The sequence below is a fragment of the Haladaptatus sp. CMAA 1909 genome, from assembly GCF_043952005.1.
Classification (GTDB): domain Archaea; phylum Halobacteriota; class Halobacteria; order Halobacteriales; family Haladaptataceae; genus Haladaptatus.
In genome coordinates this window covers 517,782-535,615 of sequence record NZ_JBIOAV010000002.1, presented here as the reverse complement: position 1 = coordinate 535,615, position 17,834 = coordinate 517,782, and the positions used below count along the sequence as shown (strand labels likewise).

16 protein-coding genes are annotated in these 17,834 nt (G+C 57.1%); 4 read left to right on the top strand and 12 right to left on the bottom strand.

Annotated elements, in window-relative coordinates:
- Positions 1-83: 83 nt before the first annotated feature.
- On the bottom strand, positions 84-1,544 hold the full coding sequence (locus ACGYLY_RS20680) for a YjiH family protein (RefSeq protein ID WP_395284653.1): 1,461 nt from the start codon (positions 1,542-1,544) through the stop codon (positions 84-86).
- Between the two features lie 219 nt (positions 1,545-1,763).
- On the opposite strand from ACGYLY_RS20680, the gene ACGYLY_RS20675 reads away from it, so the two are divergent.
- Positions 1,764-2,993 carry an FAD-dependent monooxygenase gene (locus tag ACGYLY_RS20675; protein ID WP_395284654.1) on the top strand — a complete coding sequence of 410 codons (1,230 nt, stop codon included), beginning with the start codon at positions 1,764-1,766 and terminating at the stop codon, positions 2,991-2,993.
- An 81-nt stretch (positions 2,994-3,074) separates the two neighbouring features.
- On the opposite strand, the gene ACGYLY_RS20670 is transcribed toward ACGYLY_RS20675, so the two are convergent.
- The 4 genes from ACGYLY_RS20670 to ACGYLY_RS20655 all read right to left on the bottom strand — a co-directional run bounded on the left by ACGYLY_RS20670 (position 3,075) and on the right by ACGYLY_RS20655 (position 7,505).
- Positions 3,075-3,398: a hypothetical protein gene (locus ACGYLY_RS20670; RefSeq protein WP_395284655.1), complete on the bottom strand. Its 324-nt coding sequence runs from the start codon at positions 3,396-3,398 to the stop codon at positions 3,075-3,077.
- 110 nt (positions 3,399-3,508) lie between these two features.
- On the bottom strand, positions 3,509-5,023 hold the full coding sequence (locus tag ACGYLY_RS20665) for a class I adenylate-forming enzyme family protein (protein WP_395284656.1): 1,515 nt from the start codon (positions 5,021-5,023) through the stop codon (positions 3,509-3,511).
- A gap of 360 nt (positions 5,024-5,383) precedes the next feature.
- Positions 5,384-6,346 carry an alpha-ketoacid dehydrogenase subunit beta gene (locus ACGYLY_RS20660; RefSeq protein ID WP_395284657.1) on the bottom strand — a complete coding sequence of 321 codons (963 nt, stop codon included), beginning with the start codon at positions 6,344-6,346 and terminating at the stop codon, positions 5,384-5,386.
- A 7-nt stretch (positions 6,347-6,353) separates the two neighbouring features.
- Positions 6,354-7,505 carry a thiamine pyrophosphate-dependent dehydrogenase E1 component subunit alpha gene (locus ACGYLY_RS20655; RefSeq protein ID WP_395284658.1) on the bottom strand — a complete coding sequence of 384 codons (1,152 nt, stop codon included), beginning with the start codon at positions 7,503-7,505 and terminating at the stop codon, positions 6,354-6,356.
- Positions 7,506-7,715: 210 nt separating this feature from the next.
- Between ACGYLY_RS20655 and ACGYLY_RS20650 the strand changes: the two genes are divergently transcribed.
- Positions 7,716-8,594, top strand: a complete 879-nt coding sequence (locus ACGYLY_RS20650) for a fumarylacetoacetate hydrolase family protein (RefSeq protein WP_395284659.1) — start codon at positions 7,716-7,718, stop codon at positions 8,592-8,594.
- Positions 8,595-8,830: 236 nt separating this feature from the next.
- Here the strand turns inward: ACGYLY_RS20650 and ACGYLY_RS20645 are convergent, their stop codons facing one another.
- The 6 genes from ACGYLY_RS20645 to ACGYLY_RS20620 form a co-directional block, all read right to left on the bottom strand.
- On the bottom strand, positions 8,831-9,913 hold the full coding sequence (locus ACGYLY_RS20645) for a cupin domain-containing protein (protein ID WP_395284660.1): 1,083 nt from the start codon (positions 9,911-9,913) through the stop codon (positions 8,831-8,833).
- A gap of 164 nt (positions 9,914-10,077) precedes the next feature.
- A complete protein-coding gene (locus ACGYLY_RS20640; RefSeq protein ID WP_231187736.1) occupies positions 10,078-10,248 on the bottom strand; it encodes a hypothetical protein in 171 nt (56 codons plus the stop codon).
- A 100-nt stretch (positions 10,249-10,348) separates the two neighbouring features.
- Complete coding sequence (locus ACGYLY_RS20635) at positions 10,349-10,756, bottom strand: acyl-CoA thioesterase (RefSeq protein ID WP_395284661.1); 408 nt, start codon at positions 10,754-10,756, stop codon at positions 10,349-10,351.
- Positions 10,753-11,451 (bottom strand): acetate--CoA ligase family protein, encoded by a 699-nt coding sequence (locus ACGYLY_RS20630; protein WP_395284662.1) that lies wholly within the window; start codon positions 11,449-11,451, stop codon positions 10,753-10,755. The genes ACGYLY_RS20635 and ACGYLY_RS20630 overlap by 4 nt, the downstream gene beginning before the upstream one ends.
- Complete coding sequence (locus ACGYLY_RS20625) at positions 11,444-12,847, bottom strand: CoA-binding protein (protein ID WP_395284663.1); 1,404 nt, start codon at positions 12,845-12,847, stop codon at positions 11,444-11,446. The genes ACGYLY_RS20630 and ACGYLY_RS20625 overlap by 8 nt, the downstream gene beginning before the upstream one ends.
- Positions 12,848-13,098: 251 nt before the next feature.
- Positions 13,099-14,640, bottom strand: coding sequence for a class I adenylate-forming enzyme family protein (locus ACGYLY_RS20620; protein WP_395284664.1), 1,542 nt, complete (start codon positions 14,638-14,640; stop codon positions 13,099-13,101).
- A 212-nt stretch (positions 14,641-14,852) separates the two neighbouring features.
- Between ACGYLY_RS20620 and ACGYLY_RS20615 the strand changes: the two genes are divergently transcribed.
- Entirely contained in the window at positions 14,853-15,743 is an 891-nt protein-coding gene (locus ACGYLY_RS20615; RefSeq protein WP_395284665.1) for a UbiA family prenyltransferase, read from the top strand.
- A gap of 519 nt (positions 15,744-16,262) precedes the next feature.
- Positions 16,263-17,030 (top strand): IclR family transcriptional regulator, encoded by a 768-nt coding sequence (locus ACGYLY_RS20610; RefSeq protein ID WP_395284666.1) that lies wholly within the window; start codon positions 16,263-16,265, stop codon positions 17,028-17,030.
- Positions 17,031-17,257: 227 nt separating this feature from the next.
- Here ACGYLY_RS20610 and ACGYLY_RS20605 read toward each other — a convergent pair whose 3' ends face one another.
- Entirely contained in the window at positions 17,258-17,815 is a 558-nt protein-coding gene (locus tag ACGYLY_RS20605; RefSeq protein ID WP_395291281.1) for an IclR family transcriptional regulator, read from the bottom strand.
- Positions 17,816-17,834: the final 19 nt, after the last annotated feature.

Sequence of the window (17,834 nt, the reverse complement as noted above, 5' to 3'; positions counted from 1 at the left end):
TTCTCTTCGAACGGGAATAAAATGACCGGTTTTTACGAGTTGAGTAGGATGAAAACCTCTATTTGTTGGAGACTTATATCCGATCAGATGAGTCCCATGAACACTGCAGCATGGACCAACGCAGCGGTTATCGGGATGAGAAGGGCAGTTCGCATCACGAACAGTACGAATAAGTCCTGGAATCGAATCGGAATATCGTCGAACATATCGACCATCATCGGCGCTGAGGCGGCAAAGAAAATCGCTTGCCCGCTCACTACGATTATGACGAAAACCTTCGTAATCAGGTCACCTCCGACGGCGAACGTCGCAGCAATGAACATTTCAGCACCACCAAGAATCACCGATGTGGCGGCCATCTGTGGATCCGGGATACCGAACGCAGACAATATCGGAACGAGCGGAGTCGACAGTACCTCGAAAACCGACGTATATTCGTTGAGAGTTACAGCGGCCATCCCAATCGTGAGAATCGTCCCAAGCATCATTCCAGTCAGTTTCAGCCCGTCGATGAGCCCGTAGACCGCGGAGCTCGGGATTGAGGCTCCCTCTTCAGCGGTTTTGATGGCCTCGTTGAATGCAAATCTGGAATAGTCTCCCACTGACCCGTTGAATTCTGGCTCCGGATCGGGTTCAGCAATGAATTCGTTCGGGACGGTCGAAAGCGGCGGTATTCGAACGAGAATGATTCCCGTAATAATCACACTAAGCAGGTACAAGAGAACGACGATCGGAAATACATGCAAGATCTTGAGGACAGCAGCGATCGCTCCAATCGTTCCCAAGTTCGCCGTGGCGAAGCAGGTACAGATGACGAAGACCTCACGTTTGTCATAGCCGCCACGGTCGAAGACGTTTCGTGTGAGGTAATAGCCGATACTGAACGAGCCAAGCCATGACGCTGCACTATCAAGCGCCGCACGACCGGGTAAATTGAACACTGGCTTCATCACCGGTTGGGAGAGCGTACCAACGAATTGCAGTCCCCCGAGTTCAGCGAGTAAGTTGACGAAAACAGCACCAATCGGAATCACGAGCGTGATCGTCAGGAGGAGACCGCCCCAGACAATACCTGATGTATTCTCGCTAAGCAGCCACTCTGGTCCCTGACCGATGAAGATCGGAATCGCGAGAAAAATCCCGACGATGCGGAATATCCAGAAAATATTTGATGTTTGCCAATAATCCAGCTCGAACCGATCGGCTGTCCGGTCACTGATCGTCACGATTCCATGGTGGTTGGCCATCGAAATCGTCGTCAGGATTCCACCGGCGAGTATCAGACCGAGCGTTAAGAACTCCACGAAGGTCGGGAACGCTTCCTGTGTGAGACTCACAACGACGTCGAGTGGAATCGTAGTTTGACCGTTCCACTGTATCGGGAATAGAAAGAAGAACGAACCGATCCCGAACGCAAGGACGAACTTCAGCACGGGTTTTGGCCGCTTCTTTATCAACCTCACATCCTTGATCGTTTTTGTATCCAGATCGACGCTATCGCCAGACACGTGCTCGTCATTCTCCCACGTGGTACTACCAAGCATGGTTCGACCGTATTTTCCATCGATAATAAATATATCGGTTGTATATGTGAATTATCTACGTTTCGGCGCTTTGAATCAATTTTTATATAAGATTTATATTTAATATACTTCCGCCCGAACGATCCGCATCAAATTTTTCATCCGTGAGAATCCTTGTCCCGCAGTTCGACACGATACGTGACCACAACTGTTATCATGATTTACTCCAACGATACGATCATGAGCGATACTACGACAGCAGCGCCAGTGCTGATAGCTGGCGCAGGTCCAGTTGGTATGTCCGCGGCATTAGCACTACACGCACGTGGTGTGGAGACGACGATATTGGAAGCAGAATCCGAAGATCGCGACCGATCCGGGAGTCGTGCTATCTACGTCCACGGGTCGACACTCAGAACGCTCGAACGAATTCAACCTGGACTCGGGACTGATCTCGTCGCCGAGGGGATCGTCTGGCCGACGAGGCGTACCCTTTTCCGTGGAAAAGAAGTGTTCAGTCGAACGTACGACTCGCCTGGTGGCTCCGGTGATATTCCCCATTTCACCAGCATCCCACAAGTCGTGACTGAAGAATACATGCATCGCGCATTAGACGAAGCCGGTATCGATATCCACTGGGACGCTGAAGTGGAGACCGTGGAAACGTCGCTCGACGGAGTCGAAATCGAAACAGCCGACGGTCGTGAGTGGAGGGGGGAATTTTTGATCGGTGCTGACGGCGGTGGGTCGACCGTCCGGAAGGAAATCGGTGCGAATTTCGACGGTGACCAGTCCGAGAACGCCTTCATCATTGCGGACGTCGCGGAAGTCGAGAATGATCCACGCTCGCTTGAACGAGTGTTCCACTACGATGCACCAGCGGCTGACGGGCGAAACGTACTGCTCGTCCCCTTTTCTGGCGGCTGGCGGCTCGACATTCAATGTATCGAAGGCGACGACCCCGAAAAACTCTGCAGCGACGAACGAATGCGTGAGTTCGTTCGAGATATAATGGGTGAACAGTATGCAGACAATCTACAGTGGGTTTCGAGTTACTATTTCCTCCAAGTGATGGCGGATACGTTCGTAGACGAACATCGCCGAGTGTTACTTGCAGGAGAAGCGGCCCATCTGTTGGCACCATTCGGTGCTCGCGGAATGAACTCCGGGATTGCCGATGCGGATGAGGCGGCCTCCGCCGTTGCGGCTGCAATCAACGCCAAGACCGATGCGGTCATCCGCGATGAGGTCGAGCTGTATGCTGCTCGCCGTGAAACAGCTGCTGAATTCAACCTCAACGCGGCCGGTCAGGCACTGAAATACCTCCAAGGCGATAATCCGGCGACGGTCCTTCGGAAAGAAGCAGCTTCCGCCTTGGCAGATCACTTCGAAACCGCCGGTGAGTGGCTCGACGATGCACCGTACGGCCCCCACGGAAATCCGCCGATCGTCTCGACGGGCAATTACTGAATTATGTTCACCAGTTACCGTTCACACACAGGTAGTGGCGGCTCCCAAATCTACCGATAGACGGCAAAAACATGGGGTTTCTCAGCCCAACTGCAACGTTTTGGCGACCCAGTGATCCCGGGCAGCCATCACCAACGATTTCTCGTCTTCGAAGTCGGTCGTTTTGGCCACGAACTCGTCCCACTCCCCGTGAGACACTCGATCAAGTTCGCCGGCGGAATCGGCGTTACTGGGGCTTGCTGCGACCAGCTCATCGAACGAGTCGAATTCGCTGTGGTTTCGGACGAACGTGGTGTCAAATAAATCGGTGATTGAAATCTCCTCATCGCGATCATACACAGTATCCACATCCGGGATATCCCCACGCTGTTCTACGGCTGCTTCGAGGTCTACCTCTTGAGCCATAGTCTCAATCGTCATTGAAACCTTGTAAATCTATATCATTCCTGACCGCTCTCAGATATTCCGTTGACATGCAGATCGCAGGGATCAACCCAACGAGGAGCGTGATCGTCTCAGGAAAGTTTATAACGGAGTATTTTCCCACTCGGATTCCGGGGGAGTTCGTCGAGAAATCGGTATTCTCGCGGTCGTTTGAAATTCGCTAGGGCATCGTTGTTGGTACACCATTCTTCAAGATCGTCCGAGGTCAGATCGTCATCAGCGACGACGTATGCCTTAACGATTTCTCCCCACTCATCGTCCGGAACGCCAACAACGGCGACATCCCGAACTTTCCGATGGGTGATGAGGATGTCTTCCACGTTCTCCGGATGAATGTTCTCGCCACCACTAATAATCATATCGTCAGTTCGACCGGTGATTACGATAGTACCTTCGTCCGTCTCATAGGCCGCATCGCCGGTGAAGAACCAACCGTCGTGAATGGCTTCCTCGGTGCGTTTCGGCTTGTTCAGGTATCCGTCGAAAGCGAGCGGCGACTCCGTATTGACGATGAGTTCCCCCTCTTCACCGTGCTCAACCTCGTCGTTGGGATCGTTATCGAGGTTGACGATCCGCGTCTCGTAGAACACGTTTGCCGGTCCCGTTATCCTCGGATCGTCGTTCTCGTCCAACCCTACGTGTGCAGTCGTCCCGAACGCTTCGGTCGTCCCGTATAGGTTCGCGATGTGATCCGGGTCGAATACATCGATGACGTTTTTGAAGAGCGCTGAATTCATCGGTGCCCCGGAGTATCCAATCGCTCGAACGCTACTGACGTCGACGTGGTCTATCGCGTCGGTGGCGAGATACTGACTGAAGATGGTCGGTGCCTCGTGAAGGCCGGTAACCTCCCATTCAGGGATCGCTTCGACACATCGTTCCGGATCGAACTCCGGCATACAGAGATACGTTCCGGACACGCTCAGGACGTTACAGAGGATGCCGTGAAGTCCGACGGTATGATACAGTGGCATTATGCCGATCAACGTTTCATCGAGATAATATCGCTGGCCCATAGCGTTGACCAGCGTTCGAGTGGTCGTTGCACGATGGTCCAGCGGAATTCCCTTCGGGTCGCCGGTCGTCCCGGAACTATACAGGATGACACTCAGGTCATCACTGGTCACGTTGAGATCCGGTTCATCCGCCGGTGCGTCGAGAAGCGAGTCGAATGACTCCGCTTCCGACGGAGACCCGTCACCGATGAAGAACAGTTCGCAGCCAATCGAGTCAGCCACCGCTTGCACTGACTCCGCCGACAAGGCATCGTACACCAGCACGTCGGCGTTCGAATCGTCGACGTGGTACGCAACTCCATCGGCCGCCACTCGGAAGTTAAACGGAACCGGAACGGCTCCGATGAACTGAGTCGCGATGAACGTCATCGCATTCTCGGGGCGATTTCCCATACAGATGGCCACCCTATCTCCGTGGTCGATACCGTGATCACGCAGTCCGTTGGAAATCGAATACACCCGATTCGACAGCTCCCGGTACGTAAATTCTCGTCCGGATTCGAGGTCTACGATGGCATCTGTATCGGGTGTTCGGGCAACTGACTGTCTGAACAGTTGTGGAAAGAGCATAGGCGATAATAGAGAACTTAGACTAGATAAAACTCTGGGTCGCTGACTTCCCTCGGCTATAACCGTGGTGTTTCACCTCTCGATGCAGAATGACTTTTCGAAGCAGTCGGGACCGACCGATGGTCACGATTCGACCCCTGACCGAGATTCGCGTAGTGTTCATGAGTCTGCGATATTTGCTCGGACTGGTCTTCGGTAAGCGGCTTCGTCTCTGCGGGCGTCCCATAGCGTGTCCCTCGGGATGGTTTGATCCCGCAAAACGATCTTGATTCCCATTGGTGCGGTGCTCGGGTACGCTGCGAACTATTTCGGTCTCTTTCCTTCGAGTTACGTTGGAATCGAACTCTCTGCCGAGGCCCCTCACTCGAGAACTCTGCGAATCCCTTCTTCGATACGAGGCGGATTGGGGAGGTAGTAGTCCTCCATCGAGAGTAGGGGGACGGGGATGTCGAAGCCAGTGACACGTTCGACGGGCGATTCAAGATAGTATAGTGCATCGTCGTTGATTCGAGCGACAAGTTCCGAGCCGAGTCCCCCCGTCCGCGCTGCTTCGTGTACCACCAATACCCGGCCAGTCCGTTTCACCGATTCGATGACCGTTTCGTGGTCGAGCGGTGAAACGGTACGGAGGTCGATTATCTCGGCGTCGACGCCGTGATTCTCCACGGCCGCCATCGTCGGTTTCATCATGGCGCCCCACGATACGACTGTCAGTTCTCTTCCTTCGCGCCGGACAGCGGCCTTTCCAATCTGTTCTTCGTAGGACTCCTCCCGGAGTTCCGCGCTGAACGACCGGTAGATGTGCTTCGGTTCTAGGAAGAGCACCGGATCGGGATCGCGGATGGCTGCGATCAGGAGGCCCTTCGCGTCGTGCGGCGTGCTCGGGACGACTACCTTCAGTCCGGGGATGTGGCCGTATGCCCCCTCTAAACTTTCTGAGTGGTGTTCGAGCGCCTTGACCCCTGCACCGTAGGGTGTCCGGATGACGAGCGGTGCGGTCCATTCGCCGCGCGTTCGCCAGCGAATTCGGCTCGCCTGCGTGACGAGTTGGTCGAACGCCGGGGTGAGGAACCCCGAGAACTGGATCTCGGCCACGGGTCGATAGCCGTACATTGCGAGTCCGACCGCGCCGCCGACGATAGCGATTTCCGAGAGAGGCGTATCGGTGACTCGCTCCTCGCCGAATCGATCCTTCAGCCCGTCGGTTGCCCGGAAGACGCCGCCGCTTTCAGCGACATCCTCGCCGAAGACAACTACCCTCTCGTCCGTTGCCATTTCGGCGTGCAGCGCGTCGTTGATCGCGCCGAGGACGGTTTCTTGCACAGCTAGGTCACCCCTTCACCCGCTGTTGGATGTGGTCGTACGCGTCAGAGCGCTCTTCAAGGAACGCCTTGAATTCGACCAGTTGACGCCGGAGGTACGGCGGTAGTTCATCGTACAGATACTCGAACAGCTCGTCGACGGACCGCTCTTCGTACTCGTCCGCGGCCGCCAGCGCGTTGTCGAACTCCTCGTTTATTTCCTCAACGAGGGCCTCCCGGTCGATGTCGGTCCACAGCCCTTCCGAGCGGAGGAACGACTCGTACCGCACGAGCGGATCTCGCTCTTGCCACCGCTCTACCTCCAACTCGTCGCGATACCGGCCTGGGTCGTCGCTGGTCGTGTGGGCGTCGCGACGGTACGTCACTGACTCCACGAGCGTCGGATTTCCGGAGCAAGCAGCTTCGCGCGCTTCGGAGACCGCCTCGTACACGGCCAGCACGTCGTTTCCATCGACACGGATGCCATCGATTCCGTATCCGACGGCCCGTTGCGCTATCGAGCAGGCGTTCGTTTGCTTCTCGAATGGGGTCGAGATCGCATACTGGTTGTTCTGACAGAAAAACACCGCCGGCGCGTCGAGGACGCCAGCGAAGTTCACTGCCTCGTGCACCGCGCCGGTACTGCTAGCTCCATCGCCGAAGTACGCCGCAACCACGGAATCCGCGTCAGCGAGCTTCATTCCCCACGCGGCGCCGGTGACGAGCGGTAGGTGCGATCCGATGGAGATGGCTATCATCTGGTCGTGTTTGGCCATCTCCCGGTTCGCATCCGCAACACCGCGCCAGAACAGTATCAAATCCCGGATCGGCAGCCCCTGGAGGAACATCGCGCCGGCTTCGCGTCCCATCCCGAGGAGCCAGTCTCCCTCCGCGAGCGCGTACCCGGATCCGATAATGCTCGCCTCCTGTCCGCGGCCGGATCCGAAGGTTCCGATCCGGCCGCGTCGCTGAAGTTTCACCATTCGATCGTTGAACGTTCGCTCTAGGACCATCCAGCGGTAGAGCTCTTGAAACGCGTCATCGTCGAGGTTCGGAACCGCCGTGGTGTCGTACGAGCCGTCGGGATCCAGAATCTGAAACGATCCGAAATCGAGATCGTCCTGTGAGACTCTCCCTTGGTTCACTCCGGCCGACACCTCGAATCTACTATCGTTTTCCATGGCTTGTCGATCACCCTTGTTTGAGAATCCAGTGGTCGAGAGATAAATCCATCGGGATCTTCTAATCCGACACGCTCGCGCTTGGTGATGGTGCTGAACCGATCACCGTGCTTCGCCGAGATACCGGTTCGCCTTCCGAAGCAGAGACGAGCGCGTGACGGACGGCGCGTACCGCCAAGATTTATAACGGTGCTATACACACGGGTAACTATGCGATTCGTTCGATTCGACGAGACCCGACTAGGATTATTGACCGAGGACGGCACCGGAGTTGTCGACCTTACCGACAGGCTGGAACTCGATGCCGACGATCCGCTCTTGGAGTACATCCACGACGGCTATGATGCGAGCGAGTATACCGACGCAGATCCCGACTACGATCTGGACGATGTATCCATCGAAGCTCCAGTAAAGCGGCCGGGGAAGGTCATTGCCGCCCCGCTCAACTACGAAAACCATATCGAGGAGGCTATCGCCGACAAGGACATCACGACGGAGGAGTGGTTCTCCATCGAGGATAAGGGATATTTCTTGAAAGCACCCTCCAGCGTCGTTGGTCCCGACCACGGCGTCGAGCTCCCGTTCTCGGATCGACGTGTGGATCACGAGATCGAACTGGCGTTCGTAATGGGGTCGGACGTCAAGGATGTGAACGCCAACGAAGTTTGGGACGAGATCTTCGGATACACCATCCTGCTCGACATCTCGGTTCGCGGTGATCAAGACCGCTCCAACCGGAAGTCCTACGACACGTTCACGGTTGTCGGACCGTGTGTCGTGACACCGGACGAGGTCGGCGACCCGCAGAACCTCGACATGGAACTCCGACTCAACGGCGAAACAAAACAGCGGGATAGCACCAACGACATGGTGTACACTTGTGCCGACGTCGTGCAGTACGCCTCACTCGGGACCACCATCGAGGCCGGAGACGTCATCACGACAGGGACGCCCGAGGGCGTGAGCGCCCTGTCGGACGGCGACACCATCGATGCCGAGATCGAGAACGTTGGTTCCATGACCGTCGACGTAACGGCGCGCGACGTTCGCTTCGAGGACGTGAACGTCCAGAAGGGCGGTCAGCGCTAAGTCCGCCGTCCCAAATACTATCGGAAGTCCGTCTCTCTCCGCGGCTTCCACTCAGTATCTATAGGGGGAAGCGTGTATGACAGAGGACACGGTTCATCTGGATTCTATGGGCGCGTGATTCGACGACCGGAGACCGCCTCGAATCACGAACGGCGGTTATTTGTTTAACGCCGAAGAGGCGCTCGACCTGATTTCCCTGTAGAATCGATGAAGTTCCGGTTTGAGACGACAGAAATTTAGGTCGGTTGCGCTTCGGCATAGAAGTTGAACGCCTCGAATACCGGACGGTCACTCATGCCGAGGAGGATCGCCTCGTCATCCGGTTCGTGGTGATGAATCTCGTCCGGCGGCACGACGAAGATATCCCACTTACCCCACTCCAACGCCTCGTCGCCGACATGGGTCACTCCTTCCCCTTCGATGACGAAGTACACCTCCGTCGAGTTGTGGAAGTGCGGGTCGGTCGACCCCTCGTTGAGCAATTGTGCGCGGAACGACATCGTTGGGAACAACGGCTCCTTCCCCGTCGCCGGATTGACGTAGGCAAGATTGTATCCGTCGTGCGGGTCGGGGTCGTCATTGTCCGCTCGCTGGTGCAGTGTCTCAAGCATCTCGTCCCAGCCGAAACGGTACGGCGGCGTCGCCTCTCGGATGCCCTCGAACGGCCCCGGAATTGACCCGTCCGCCTTCTCGTTCGCGGGACGGCCGCGACCGTACTGGGAGTCCCAGTACCCTTGGGTCTTCGTGACGGGTTGGCGTTCGAGTTCGTGATTCTCGAAGGCCTGTCGCTTGTTCAGCGAGTCCAAGAAGAGGGGTAGATCGAGGACGTCGAGCCACGCGGCCGTCTCGTCGGAGTCGTTGACGTGGTCGTGCCACTCCCACTGTGGCGTTGTGATGAGATCGTTGTCCTCCATCGGGAATTCCTCGCCCGCAACGACCGTCTTCATCTCCTCGTTGCCGTCGATGGTAAATCGCAAGGCGTTCGCCGAGTGGCGGTGGGAGGGGGCGGTTTCGCCGGGAGAAACCGTCTGGACGCCGACGTAGATGGTGTTCGATATCGCGTTTCCGATTGCGGTGTTAATGGGGACGGCGACCCGCCGCTGGAACCCCGGCGGAAGGTCGGCGATCGGCACGTCCGCTTCGATGCCATCGATGGCGGTTTGGATGTCCTCCCACTTCCAGATATCCGCTTCGAGGTCGTCAATGACGTTTCCGAAGTCGTCTTCGACCTCCCAGAGCGGACGGAGACCGTGGTCTTCGAGGATGTTTCGCGTGTCGGAACTCAGCTCCAAGAGTTCCTCGGGATCTTGTTGGGCCATGGTCAGACTATCGCACAGATTCATCATAAAAGTAGTGGACGCATCACCCTCTCTCCGAATTCGATACGGGTCACCATTGACCCGACGATTTTCCCCCTCATGGTCGGTCGATCCAGAGAGCTGAGAGCAACTCGGCGGGGTTACGTGCGGCCCATCCCACAGTGCTACGTCTGTGCGTCGAATATCTCCTCAGAGGGGAAGACTGCCCGACAGTCTTCACAGACCATCTGTCCCTGGATGGCGTACTCCCAGAGCTTCCCGCCGCAACTCAGGCAGTCGAAGTGTGCTTGAACGAAGGGATTTTCCTCGGCGTAAATGTTGTCGAACTCGGCCATGCGAATACATTACGATAGCAGTCCAAAAAGCGTATCGCCCGCGTCCGGACGCAGCCTCGGTTGGCCTGGGGTCGTACAGCCTGGAAGGACGGAGTGCCGATTAGTCGTCGGCGTACGCTTCCATCGCTTTCCGGAGGTCCTCGGGGAATTCGATCGCCCCCGCTCCGCCGGTGCGAGCGCAGACGCGCTGTTCATACCCGGAGAACGCCACCTCACCGCCGCAGCGGGCGACGTACTCGAATTTCACGCTCCGGTTTCCGAGCGTCGGCGTCAGTTCGATGGTGACGTCATCGCCGGCCTCGACGGGGTTCTCGAACTCGAAGTTCATCTCCACGAGTGGGAGGCCGAACCCGCGCTCCCGAGACATCTCCCAGAAGGGCCAGCCTATCGCTTCCATGAACATATCGGACGTCTCGTGGATGGCGTCGACGATGCGAGGGTAGTGGGCGATACCGAAGGGGTCGGTGTCCGAAAATCGTACGGTCCACGTTCGCTCGTACATGGTCATTCCTCCTGAAGAACGACGGCGGCGTCCAATGCGACCGCGCCAGTATCGGTCGCCAGCACGGGATTGACGTCCACCTCTGCAATCGCTTTGTGATCAACGACGAGATCCCCGATGCGCTTGACGACATCCGCGAGTGCCGATACATCGGCTGGCGGACTTCCACGATAGCCGTCGAGGATGCGTATCGCCTGTAATTCCTCGATCGCCGACCGAGCTTCCGATCGATCGATCGGCGCGAGACGGTGACTGGTATCCGCGAACACCTCCGTAAAGACGCCACCGAGGCCTGCCAGCACGACGGGACCGAACGACGGGTCTCGCAGGCCGCCGACGATGATCTCAGTACCCGAATCCGTGTCGTGGGCTGCTTCGACGAGAATGTTCGCCTCTATTTCCGCCGCAGTCGCAGCGTCGAGAATCGCTTGTGCGGCTTCGTGGACCGCGTCACCGGTCTCTAATCCGAGTGCGACGCCGACCCCGTCAGCCCAGTCACTCTTGTGGACTATCGACGGAGCGGAGACTTTGACGACGACAGGATAGCCGATGGCTTCAGCGGACTCGACGGCCGCCGCCGCGTCTTCCGCGATGCGGAACGCGGGAGTCGTTACGTCGGTGTTCGCGAGCAGCGACTTGCTTTCCGCCTCGGTCAGGACCGTCCGCCCGTCCGCCCGCGCCGTTGCGATGGGATCAGACATTCGCGTTCACCTCCGTTCGATCGGTAGCATCGGACAGTACGGCGTACTCAGCGAGCAGGGCAGCAGCCTCCGCGCCGCGCTCGGGTGAGGTAAACACGGGCACGTTTGCCGCACGGAGCGATGCGAGGTCGTCTGCCATCCCCTCCTCGATGCCGTCCGTGACGAACAGAACCGGTTTGTCGACGTCTTTGGCCAAGCCGTCGAGTGTGTCGAGCGGGAAGCCCAACGCCTCCTCGAACAGCTCAAATACGAGGACGATATCGACCTGTTCGTCCGCTGCGACGGTGGACACGACCTCTCCAAACTCCGGCATGGGTCGCCCGGTGTCGACGGGGTTTCCAGCATACGTTATTCCGGGGAGGAGCTCTTCAAGACGCTCTTGGGTTGCCGCCGTCAGTTCTGGAAGCTTACCGCCGGCCCGCTGAATGCGGTCGGCGATGATGATTCCGGGACCTGCTTGTGCCGTCACGACGCCGATGTTCAGTCCGGAGGGGTCGGGCGAACGTCCAAGTGCGACGCCCGCATCGATCAGTTCGCTCGTCGATTCAACCGTCAGGACGCCATACTGCTCGAACCCCGCCATGTACAGATCGTGTTTCCCGGTCAGCGCTCCGGTGTGTGACTCGGCGAAGTCGCCAACGTCAGTCTTTCCTACCTTGTAGGCGACGACCGGAGTCTCGGCGTCACGACACGTTTCCAAGACTCCACGCCCGTCGTCAGTGCCCTCGACGTGAAGAAGTATCGCGTCGGTTCGCTCGTCCGCATCGAAGTACGAGACGACCTCCTGAAAACCGACGTTGGCGCGATTTCCGAGTCCGACCATTCCCGACAACCCGTAGTGCTCGCGACGGGCCTGGAAGGCGAGAACGTGGGCGACGCCGCCACTTTGGGCGATGACCGCGACGTTTCCTGCTCGTATCCGCTCGACGCCGCTAGCGAACGAGGCGAACAGCTCCTCGCTTGGGACGACGAAGCCGCTCGTATTCGGCCCGAGGAGTGCGATATCGTGTTCAGTTGCAACCTCGACGGTGCGTTCCTGGAGGCGTTCACCCTCCTCGCCAGCCTCCGCGAAGCCGCCAGCGTAGATGACGGCACCTCCGACGTCTGCTTCGCCGCACTCTTCGAGTACGTCCGGTACAACGGGTCCGGGAACGCACAGCAAGGCGAGGTCGACGGTATCATCGATTTCCGTCACGGAGGCGACGAACGATTCGCCGAATACCATTCCCGACGAAGACGGGTTGACGGGGTATACCGAGCCGTTGAACGCAGTCGCGTTCGCCATCGCCTCGTAGCCGATCTTTCCTTCGTTCTGTGAGGCCCCGATGACCGCAATACTGTCGGGATTGAACAGTCTCTGTAGATTCACAACTACCTCTATTCGGAAGAGCACCATATGGTTTTCCCCGACTCGCGGACGTAACGGTTCCATCTACGAGGTGAACGGATCTAACGTGTCTGCACCGATTCGGGAGTCGATTTGTTCGACTGGTTCGCTAATCGCCCACAGAATAGCGTAACGTGAAGGGTGTCCGGATGCCGGCGTTGGGATCGCTTCGCACGTTCGACACCCTCCCCGATTCAAGCTGACTCCCTGATTCAAGCTGTCGCGTTCGTGCCCGTCTATGGGAGCTGATTAGCGTGCGGTCAACCAAAGTGTAACTCGACGACGCGCTCTCGCTGTATCGTTCCGGTATCGGATCGCGGCAGCGTCTCAGTGGTGATGGCGTACTGACGCGGACGCTTGAAATTGGCCAGCGACTCGTGATCTTTGCAGAACGCGTCGAGTTCGTCTTCGTCGATGGAACCGTCGGTGACGACGACGGCGGTAACGATCTGCCCCCAGTGGTCGTCGTCCAGACCGGCAACGCAAATCTCCTGGACGTTCCGGTGAGAGGCTAATGCCTGCTCGACTTCGGACGGGTAGACGTTTTCCCCGCCGCTGATGATCATGTTGTCGACGCGGTCGACGATGTAGAGGAACCCGTCTTCGTCGATTCGTGCGATGTCGCACGTCCTGAGCCAGTCGCCGAAATACGACCTCCGTTCGGCCCGTTCGTTATCGATGTATCCCTCCGACCGTCCGGGGCCTCGTGCGATGATCTCCCCCAACTCACCCGAATCGACAGTTGCCGTCGGATCCGGATGCTCATCCAGCGGTGCCGTTTCCACCACCCGTAGTTCCCAGACGAACGACTCCTTGCCGATCGATCCGGGGTGGTCGTTCTGAACCGACGGGTGAGCGAACGTCAAGTTCGGCCCTCCTTCGGTCATCCCGTACGTATTGTAGACGTTTTCGGTAAGCAGCGAAGCAGTGCGCTCGATCAGTTCCTCGGTGACTATCGACCCGCCGGTCCGAATATACGAAAGCGAATCGACGTCGTAGCCGGATTCGGCCTGGACATCGTTGAGTCCGTTTAGTTGTGTTGGGACGGCGAGCAGTCCCGTGATCTCGTGTTTCTCGATCAGTTCGAGCGCCTTCGTCGGGTCGAAGCTCGAATGAAGAACGACCGTCGCCCCCGCGAGGAGGTGAGGGTAGAGCCACGCGTCGGACGTGACCATGTGATACCACGGCGTCGTCACGAGTGCGACGTCAGTCATGTCGATGCCGTGTTCCATGACGACTTGGGTTGCTCCGAGCCACATCTGCTCTTGGTCGAAGCAAACCGCTTTCGGCTGACTCGTCGTCCCACTCGTGTAGAAGACGGCACAATCGTCACCGTCGGGTAACTCGTCCCGTGACTCCTCGGCCGTCCCCGAGAGCACCGCATCGTAGGATTCGACATCGACGCGAGAGATGGTCCGTTTCCCGGCGTGAATTGCCACCTCGAATTCGCCCTCTTCAAGCATCTCGAGGGCGATCTCTGCGTTGGCATCGTCGAAGACCAAGCCTGCGGCGTCTGCCGTCTCCGTCATCGAAATCAGTTCGCGAGTGCTCCCTCTGAAGGGCAGTTGTACGGTGGCTTCGCCGCGCTTCTGTCCGGCGATCATCGATTCGACGGCGGGCAATCCGTTGTTTGCAAGAACCGCACATCGATCCGAGGGAATTCGCTCGTCCAGAGCGTTTGCCAACTGGGTACTTCGCCGGTCGAATTGGTCATAGGTAAACTCGACTCCCTGGTCAGTAACGATGGCTCTATCGTTAGCGTGCGTCCGGACGGTTCGTTCGAACGCCTCTAAGTACTTCATGGTGCGAGACGTTATAGCATAACGTTCCCACCCCTACTATTAAAGGTTATGGTGATCTCAGCAAAGGTGGGCTATTTCACCGAATGATGCCGTGCGTGGTATCTTATGATTCGGACGATCCTCAAATCGTGATTCTGTCTTCCCTTCATTCGCTACCTGGATTCCCGAGTGATCACGATCAGGTTTTTGTGTAGCTCCGCGCAACGATACCTATGTACACTAAACGCATCCGTACGAGCGGTCGGGGGCTCCTGTCGCACATCAAGCCGATGTTCTTCGTTCCCGCCATCGCGACATCCCTGTTCGGGGGATTACTCTCCCCAGTGTTCGCTCTCATTCCAGGGATACTTCACGGGTGGGCCGTCGGACTCGCCCTGTATACGGCACACCTGAAAGACGGGTACGTCGACGGCCACGTTCGCGGTGAAGAGCAACCGACCCTGTCCCCTCGGGAGAACCAGGTCGCGATACGGATAGCGAGCGCTGGTTTCCTGCTAACGATGGTCGCCCTATGGTGGTCTGTGAGTCTCGCCGCTGTGCTGATGACGGTTCCGTTGTGGATACTGGCCCTATTGCACGCGCCGTACCTCGATATGAACCCAGTTACGGTCACCGCCGATTACCCGATCGGTATCGGCCTGTCCGTCCTCGGGGGGTATTTCGTCCAAACGGGGCAGTTGTCCGCTAAAATCCTTGGCGTATCGGTCATGTTCGTCGTTCTTCTCTCGGGGGTGAAGGTGTCCACGGACCGACTCGATTACACGTTCGATCAGTCGATCGGAAAGCGCACCGTTCCAGTTCTTCTCGGAAACGATGGGGCGAATGTGGTTGCAGCCACGTTTTTCTTCTCGACTTCATCGCTCGTGATTGGGCTGGTCTACGCGGGCTTGTTTCCGCCGATCACGGCCGTCGCGGCCGTACTCCCATTGTTCGCCGCCGGTGTAGGGTTCGTCGGATCGAGGCGCGGAGCGGTCAAAGTCCAGATGTTTCTCACGTATCCATTCGCGGCGATCCTCTTTTCGACCTACTGCTGGTCGATACGTTGCAGCGCGATTCAGGTACTCAATCCTCTGCGACTCTCCGTCGATCTTCCTCTCCTGTAGGCGTGTCCTGTGAGAACTGTTCCCCTGCTACGTCCCACCGCGACAACCGTTTGACGGGATCTAACTGACGCTCCTCTTGTCATAGTTCAACTCTCGACTCGATTCCTTTCTCCTAGAATATCGTCTGACCCCGGCGATTTCGGAAGCCAATTCACGAATCGATGTGTTCTCTCACAGCGAACGTTCGTGTTTCCGTTCATTGAATCTCACCCTTCTCGGGGCGCTCAAATCAAGCCGCGATTTTCGGTCTTCGGTGCTTGAGAGCCCTACACACGGTGTTACGGAGCTATATTTGTACTCCATCCCCAGTGGATTTCCAGAGCGTGCATCGATTACGCGCATCATTTGTTCGCTGCCAGCGAACGCTTGAGGAGGTGGGTCGTCGTATCATCCTCTCATGGGTAGCACGCAGTGGAATTCCGAACTGAAAACGAGAGGGACGGCGGTTCGTCACACCTCGCTACGAAAATCGGTGGCTGCCACCAACGTTTAAGTGCAAAACGCTCCACTCATCGGGCGATGGATACTAACGCCGATGGAACGAATCTGGTCAAGTCGGATGAAACGCTGTTCGCTATAATTGAACAGCTTCGGGAATCAGACGGTGCGGGTGTCACCGAACTCGCCAACCAACTTGGTATGGCGAAAAGTTCCATTCACAAGCATCTCCACACGATGGTCAAGCACGGGTACGTAGTAAAACGGAACGGTACGTACAACCTCGGACTCCAGTTTCTACATTTCGGCGAGTACGTCAGAGATAGCTACGATATTTATCATGCTTCAAAGTCGAAAATCCATGAACTCGCGGAGAGAACGGGCGAGATGGTCTGGCTCATCATCCCCGAGAACGGTCTCGGCTGGTTTCTATACGGGGAGAAGGGGGACACCGGAATTAGCAAAGAATCCATCCTTGGGTCGTGGACCTATCTTCACAATAACTCCGGTGGAAAGGCTATTCTGGCAAACCTTCCTTCAGGGCAGATTGACGACATCATCGATCAGCACGGACTCCCCACGAAAACGGAGAACACTATCACCGAACCTGATACGCTACACACGGAGCTTGAAAATATCCGCGAGCGAGGCTATGCGGTAAACCAAGGCGAAGACATCGCAGGGATCCACGCGGTCGGAGTTCCACTACTTTCCGATGGAGAGATCCGGGGAGCGTTGTCGATTGCGGGCGCTGCACACCGTTTCAAACAGGACCAACGTGAGCAGAAACTCGCTGAGTATCTCATCGCAGCTGCGGATGACGTCGAGGTCAATCTCGCATATCAGTAACTACTGTCCACTTTCCTTGGCTGACCCGCGTTAACGGATGGTGTAATTCGATGCATCTCCCACCGTTCGCCATTATCGAACCGTCGCATTTAAAACATTTCCCGGAAGGAACCATGCGTAACGAATCAGTAGCAACCAGAAGACGAGTCATCAGGAAGAGGGCCATCGTGAAACGTCCCGCCGAAATCTCGGTTGCGGAACCCGGTACGTTCTCTTACAGTGAGCCGCTAGTATTCGTTGGTAATCGTTTTTGCACCTCGGCGAACGTGTTCTATCAGCTCAGAGCGAAAGGCCGAATCTTTCAGTCTGTCCGTCGTAGTCGCTATGGAAAGAGCACCGAGTACGGTAGCGTCGTTGAGAAGAGGTACCGCGACGACGCACATTCCTGGAATCTGTTGGTTGCAGTCCAAAGCGTAGCCGTCGTCCCGAATCGTTCGTAGTTCTTCTCGCAGGGTTTCGACATTGGTGACCGTGTTTTCGGTCACCGGATCTAATCCGTGTGTATCGAGTATCTCCTCGACGTCTTCGTCGGGAAGGTGAGCCAGTATGACCTTTCCGGCAGCGTGTGAGTGGAGTGGCGTTCGTCGGCCCGGATAGGTGCCTAAGTTCAACGACCGTGGCCCACTTTCGTCGTGGAGAACGACCCATCGGCCACGTTCCTCGACACTGACGGTAGCGAGTTCACCCGTTTCGGAAGCGATCTGTTCTAGTACCGGTTTCGCGATGTGGAACAGGCGGTTTCTGTGTTTCAATCGACTCCCCATGGCGAGGAACCGGTATCCCACGTGATACTGTCCATCCCTT

What these genes read in the sequence shown, in the direction of transcription:
- ACGYLY_RS20680 (WP_395284653.1), bottom strand. Translation starts at nt 1,544, where the DNA reads ATGCTTGGTAGTACCACGTGGGAGAATGACGAGCACGTGTCTGGCGAT.
- ACGYLY_RS20675 (WP_395284654.1), top strand. Translation starts at nt 1,764, where the DNA reads ATGAGCGATACTACGACAGCAGCGCCAGTGCTGATAGCTGGCGCAGGT.
- ACGYLY_RS20670 (WP_395284655.1), bottom strand. Translation starts at nt 3,398, where the DNA reads ATGGCTCAAGAGGTAGACCTCGAAGCAGCCGTAGAACAGCGTGGGGAT.
- ACGYLY_RS20665 (WP_395284656.1), bottom strand. Translation starts at nt 5,023, where the DNA reads ATGCTCTTTCCACAACTGTTCAGACAGTCAGTTGCCCGAACACCCGAT.
- ACGYLY_RS20655 (WP_395284658.1), bottom strand. Translation starts at nt 7,505, where the DNA reads ATGGAAAACGATAGTAGATTCGAGGTGTCGGCCGGAGTGAACCAAGGG.
- ACGYLY_RS20650 (WP_395284659.1), top strand. Translation starts at nt 7,716, where the DNA reads ATGCGATTCGTTCGATTCGACGAGACCCGACTAGGATTATTGACCGAG.
- ACGYLY_RS20645 (WP_395284660.1), bottom strand. Translation starts at nt 9,913, where the DNA reads ATGGCCCAACAAGATCCCGAGGAACTCTTGGAGCTGAGTTCCGACACG.
- ACGYLY_RS20640 (WP_231187736.1), bottom strand. Translation starts at nt 10,248, where the DNA reads ATGGCCGAGTTCGACAACATTTACGCCGAGGAAAATCCCTTCGTTCAA.
- ACGYLY_RS20635 (WP_395284661.1), bottom strand. Translation starts at nt 10,756, where the DNA reads ATGACCATGTACGAGCGAACGTGGACCGTACGATTTTCGGACACCGAC.
- ACGYLY_RS20630 (WP_395284662.1), bottom strand. Translation starts at nt 11,451, where the DNA reads ATGTCTGATCCCATCGCAACGGCGCGGGCGGACGGGCGGACGGTCCTG.
- ACGYLY_RS20625 (WP_395284663.1), bottom strand. Translation starts at nt 12,847, where the DNA reads ATGGTGCTCTTCCGAATAGAGGTAGTTGTGAATCTACAGAGACTGTTC.
- ACGYLY_RS20620 (WP_395284664.1), bottom strand. Translation starts at nt 14,640, where the DNA reads ATGAAGTACTTAGAGGCGTTCGAACGAACCGTCCGGACGCACGCTAAC.
- ACGYLY_RS20615 (WP_395284665.1), top strand. Translation starts at nt 14,853, where the DNA reads ATGTACACTAAACGCATCCGTACGAGCGGTCGGGGGCTCCTGTCGCAC.
- ACGYLY_RS20610 (WP_395284666.1), top strand. Translation starts at nt 16,263, where the DNA reads ATGGATACTAACGCCGATGGAACGAATCTGGTCAAGTCGGATGAAACG.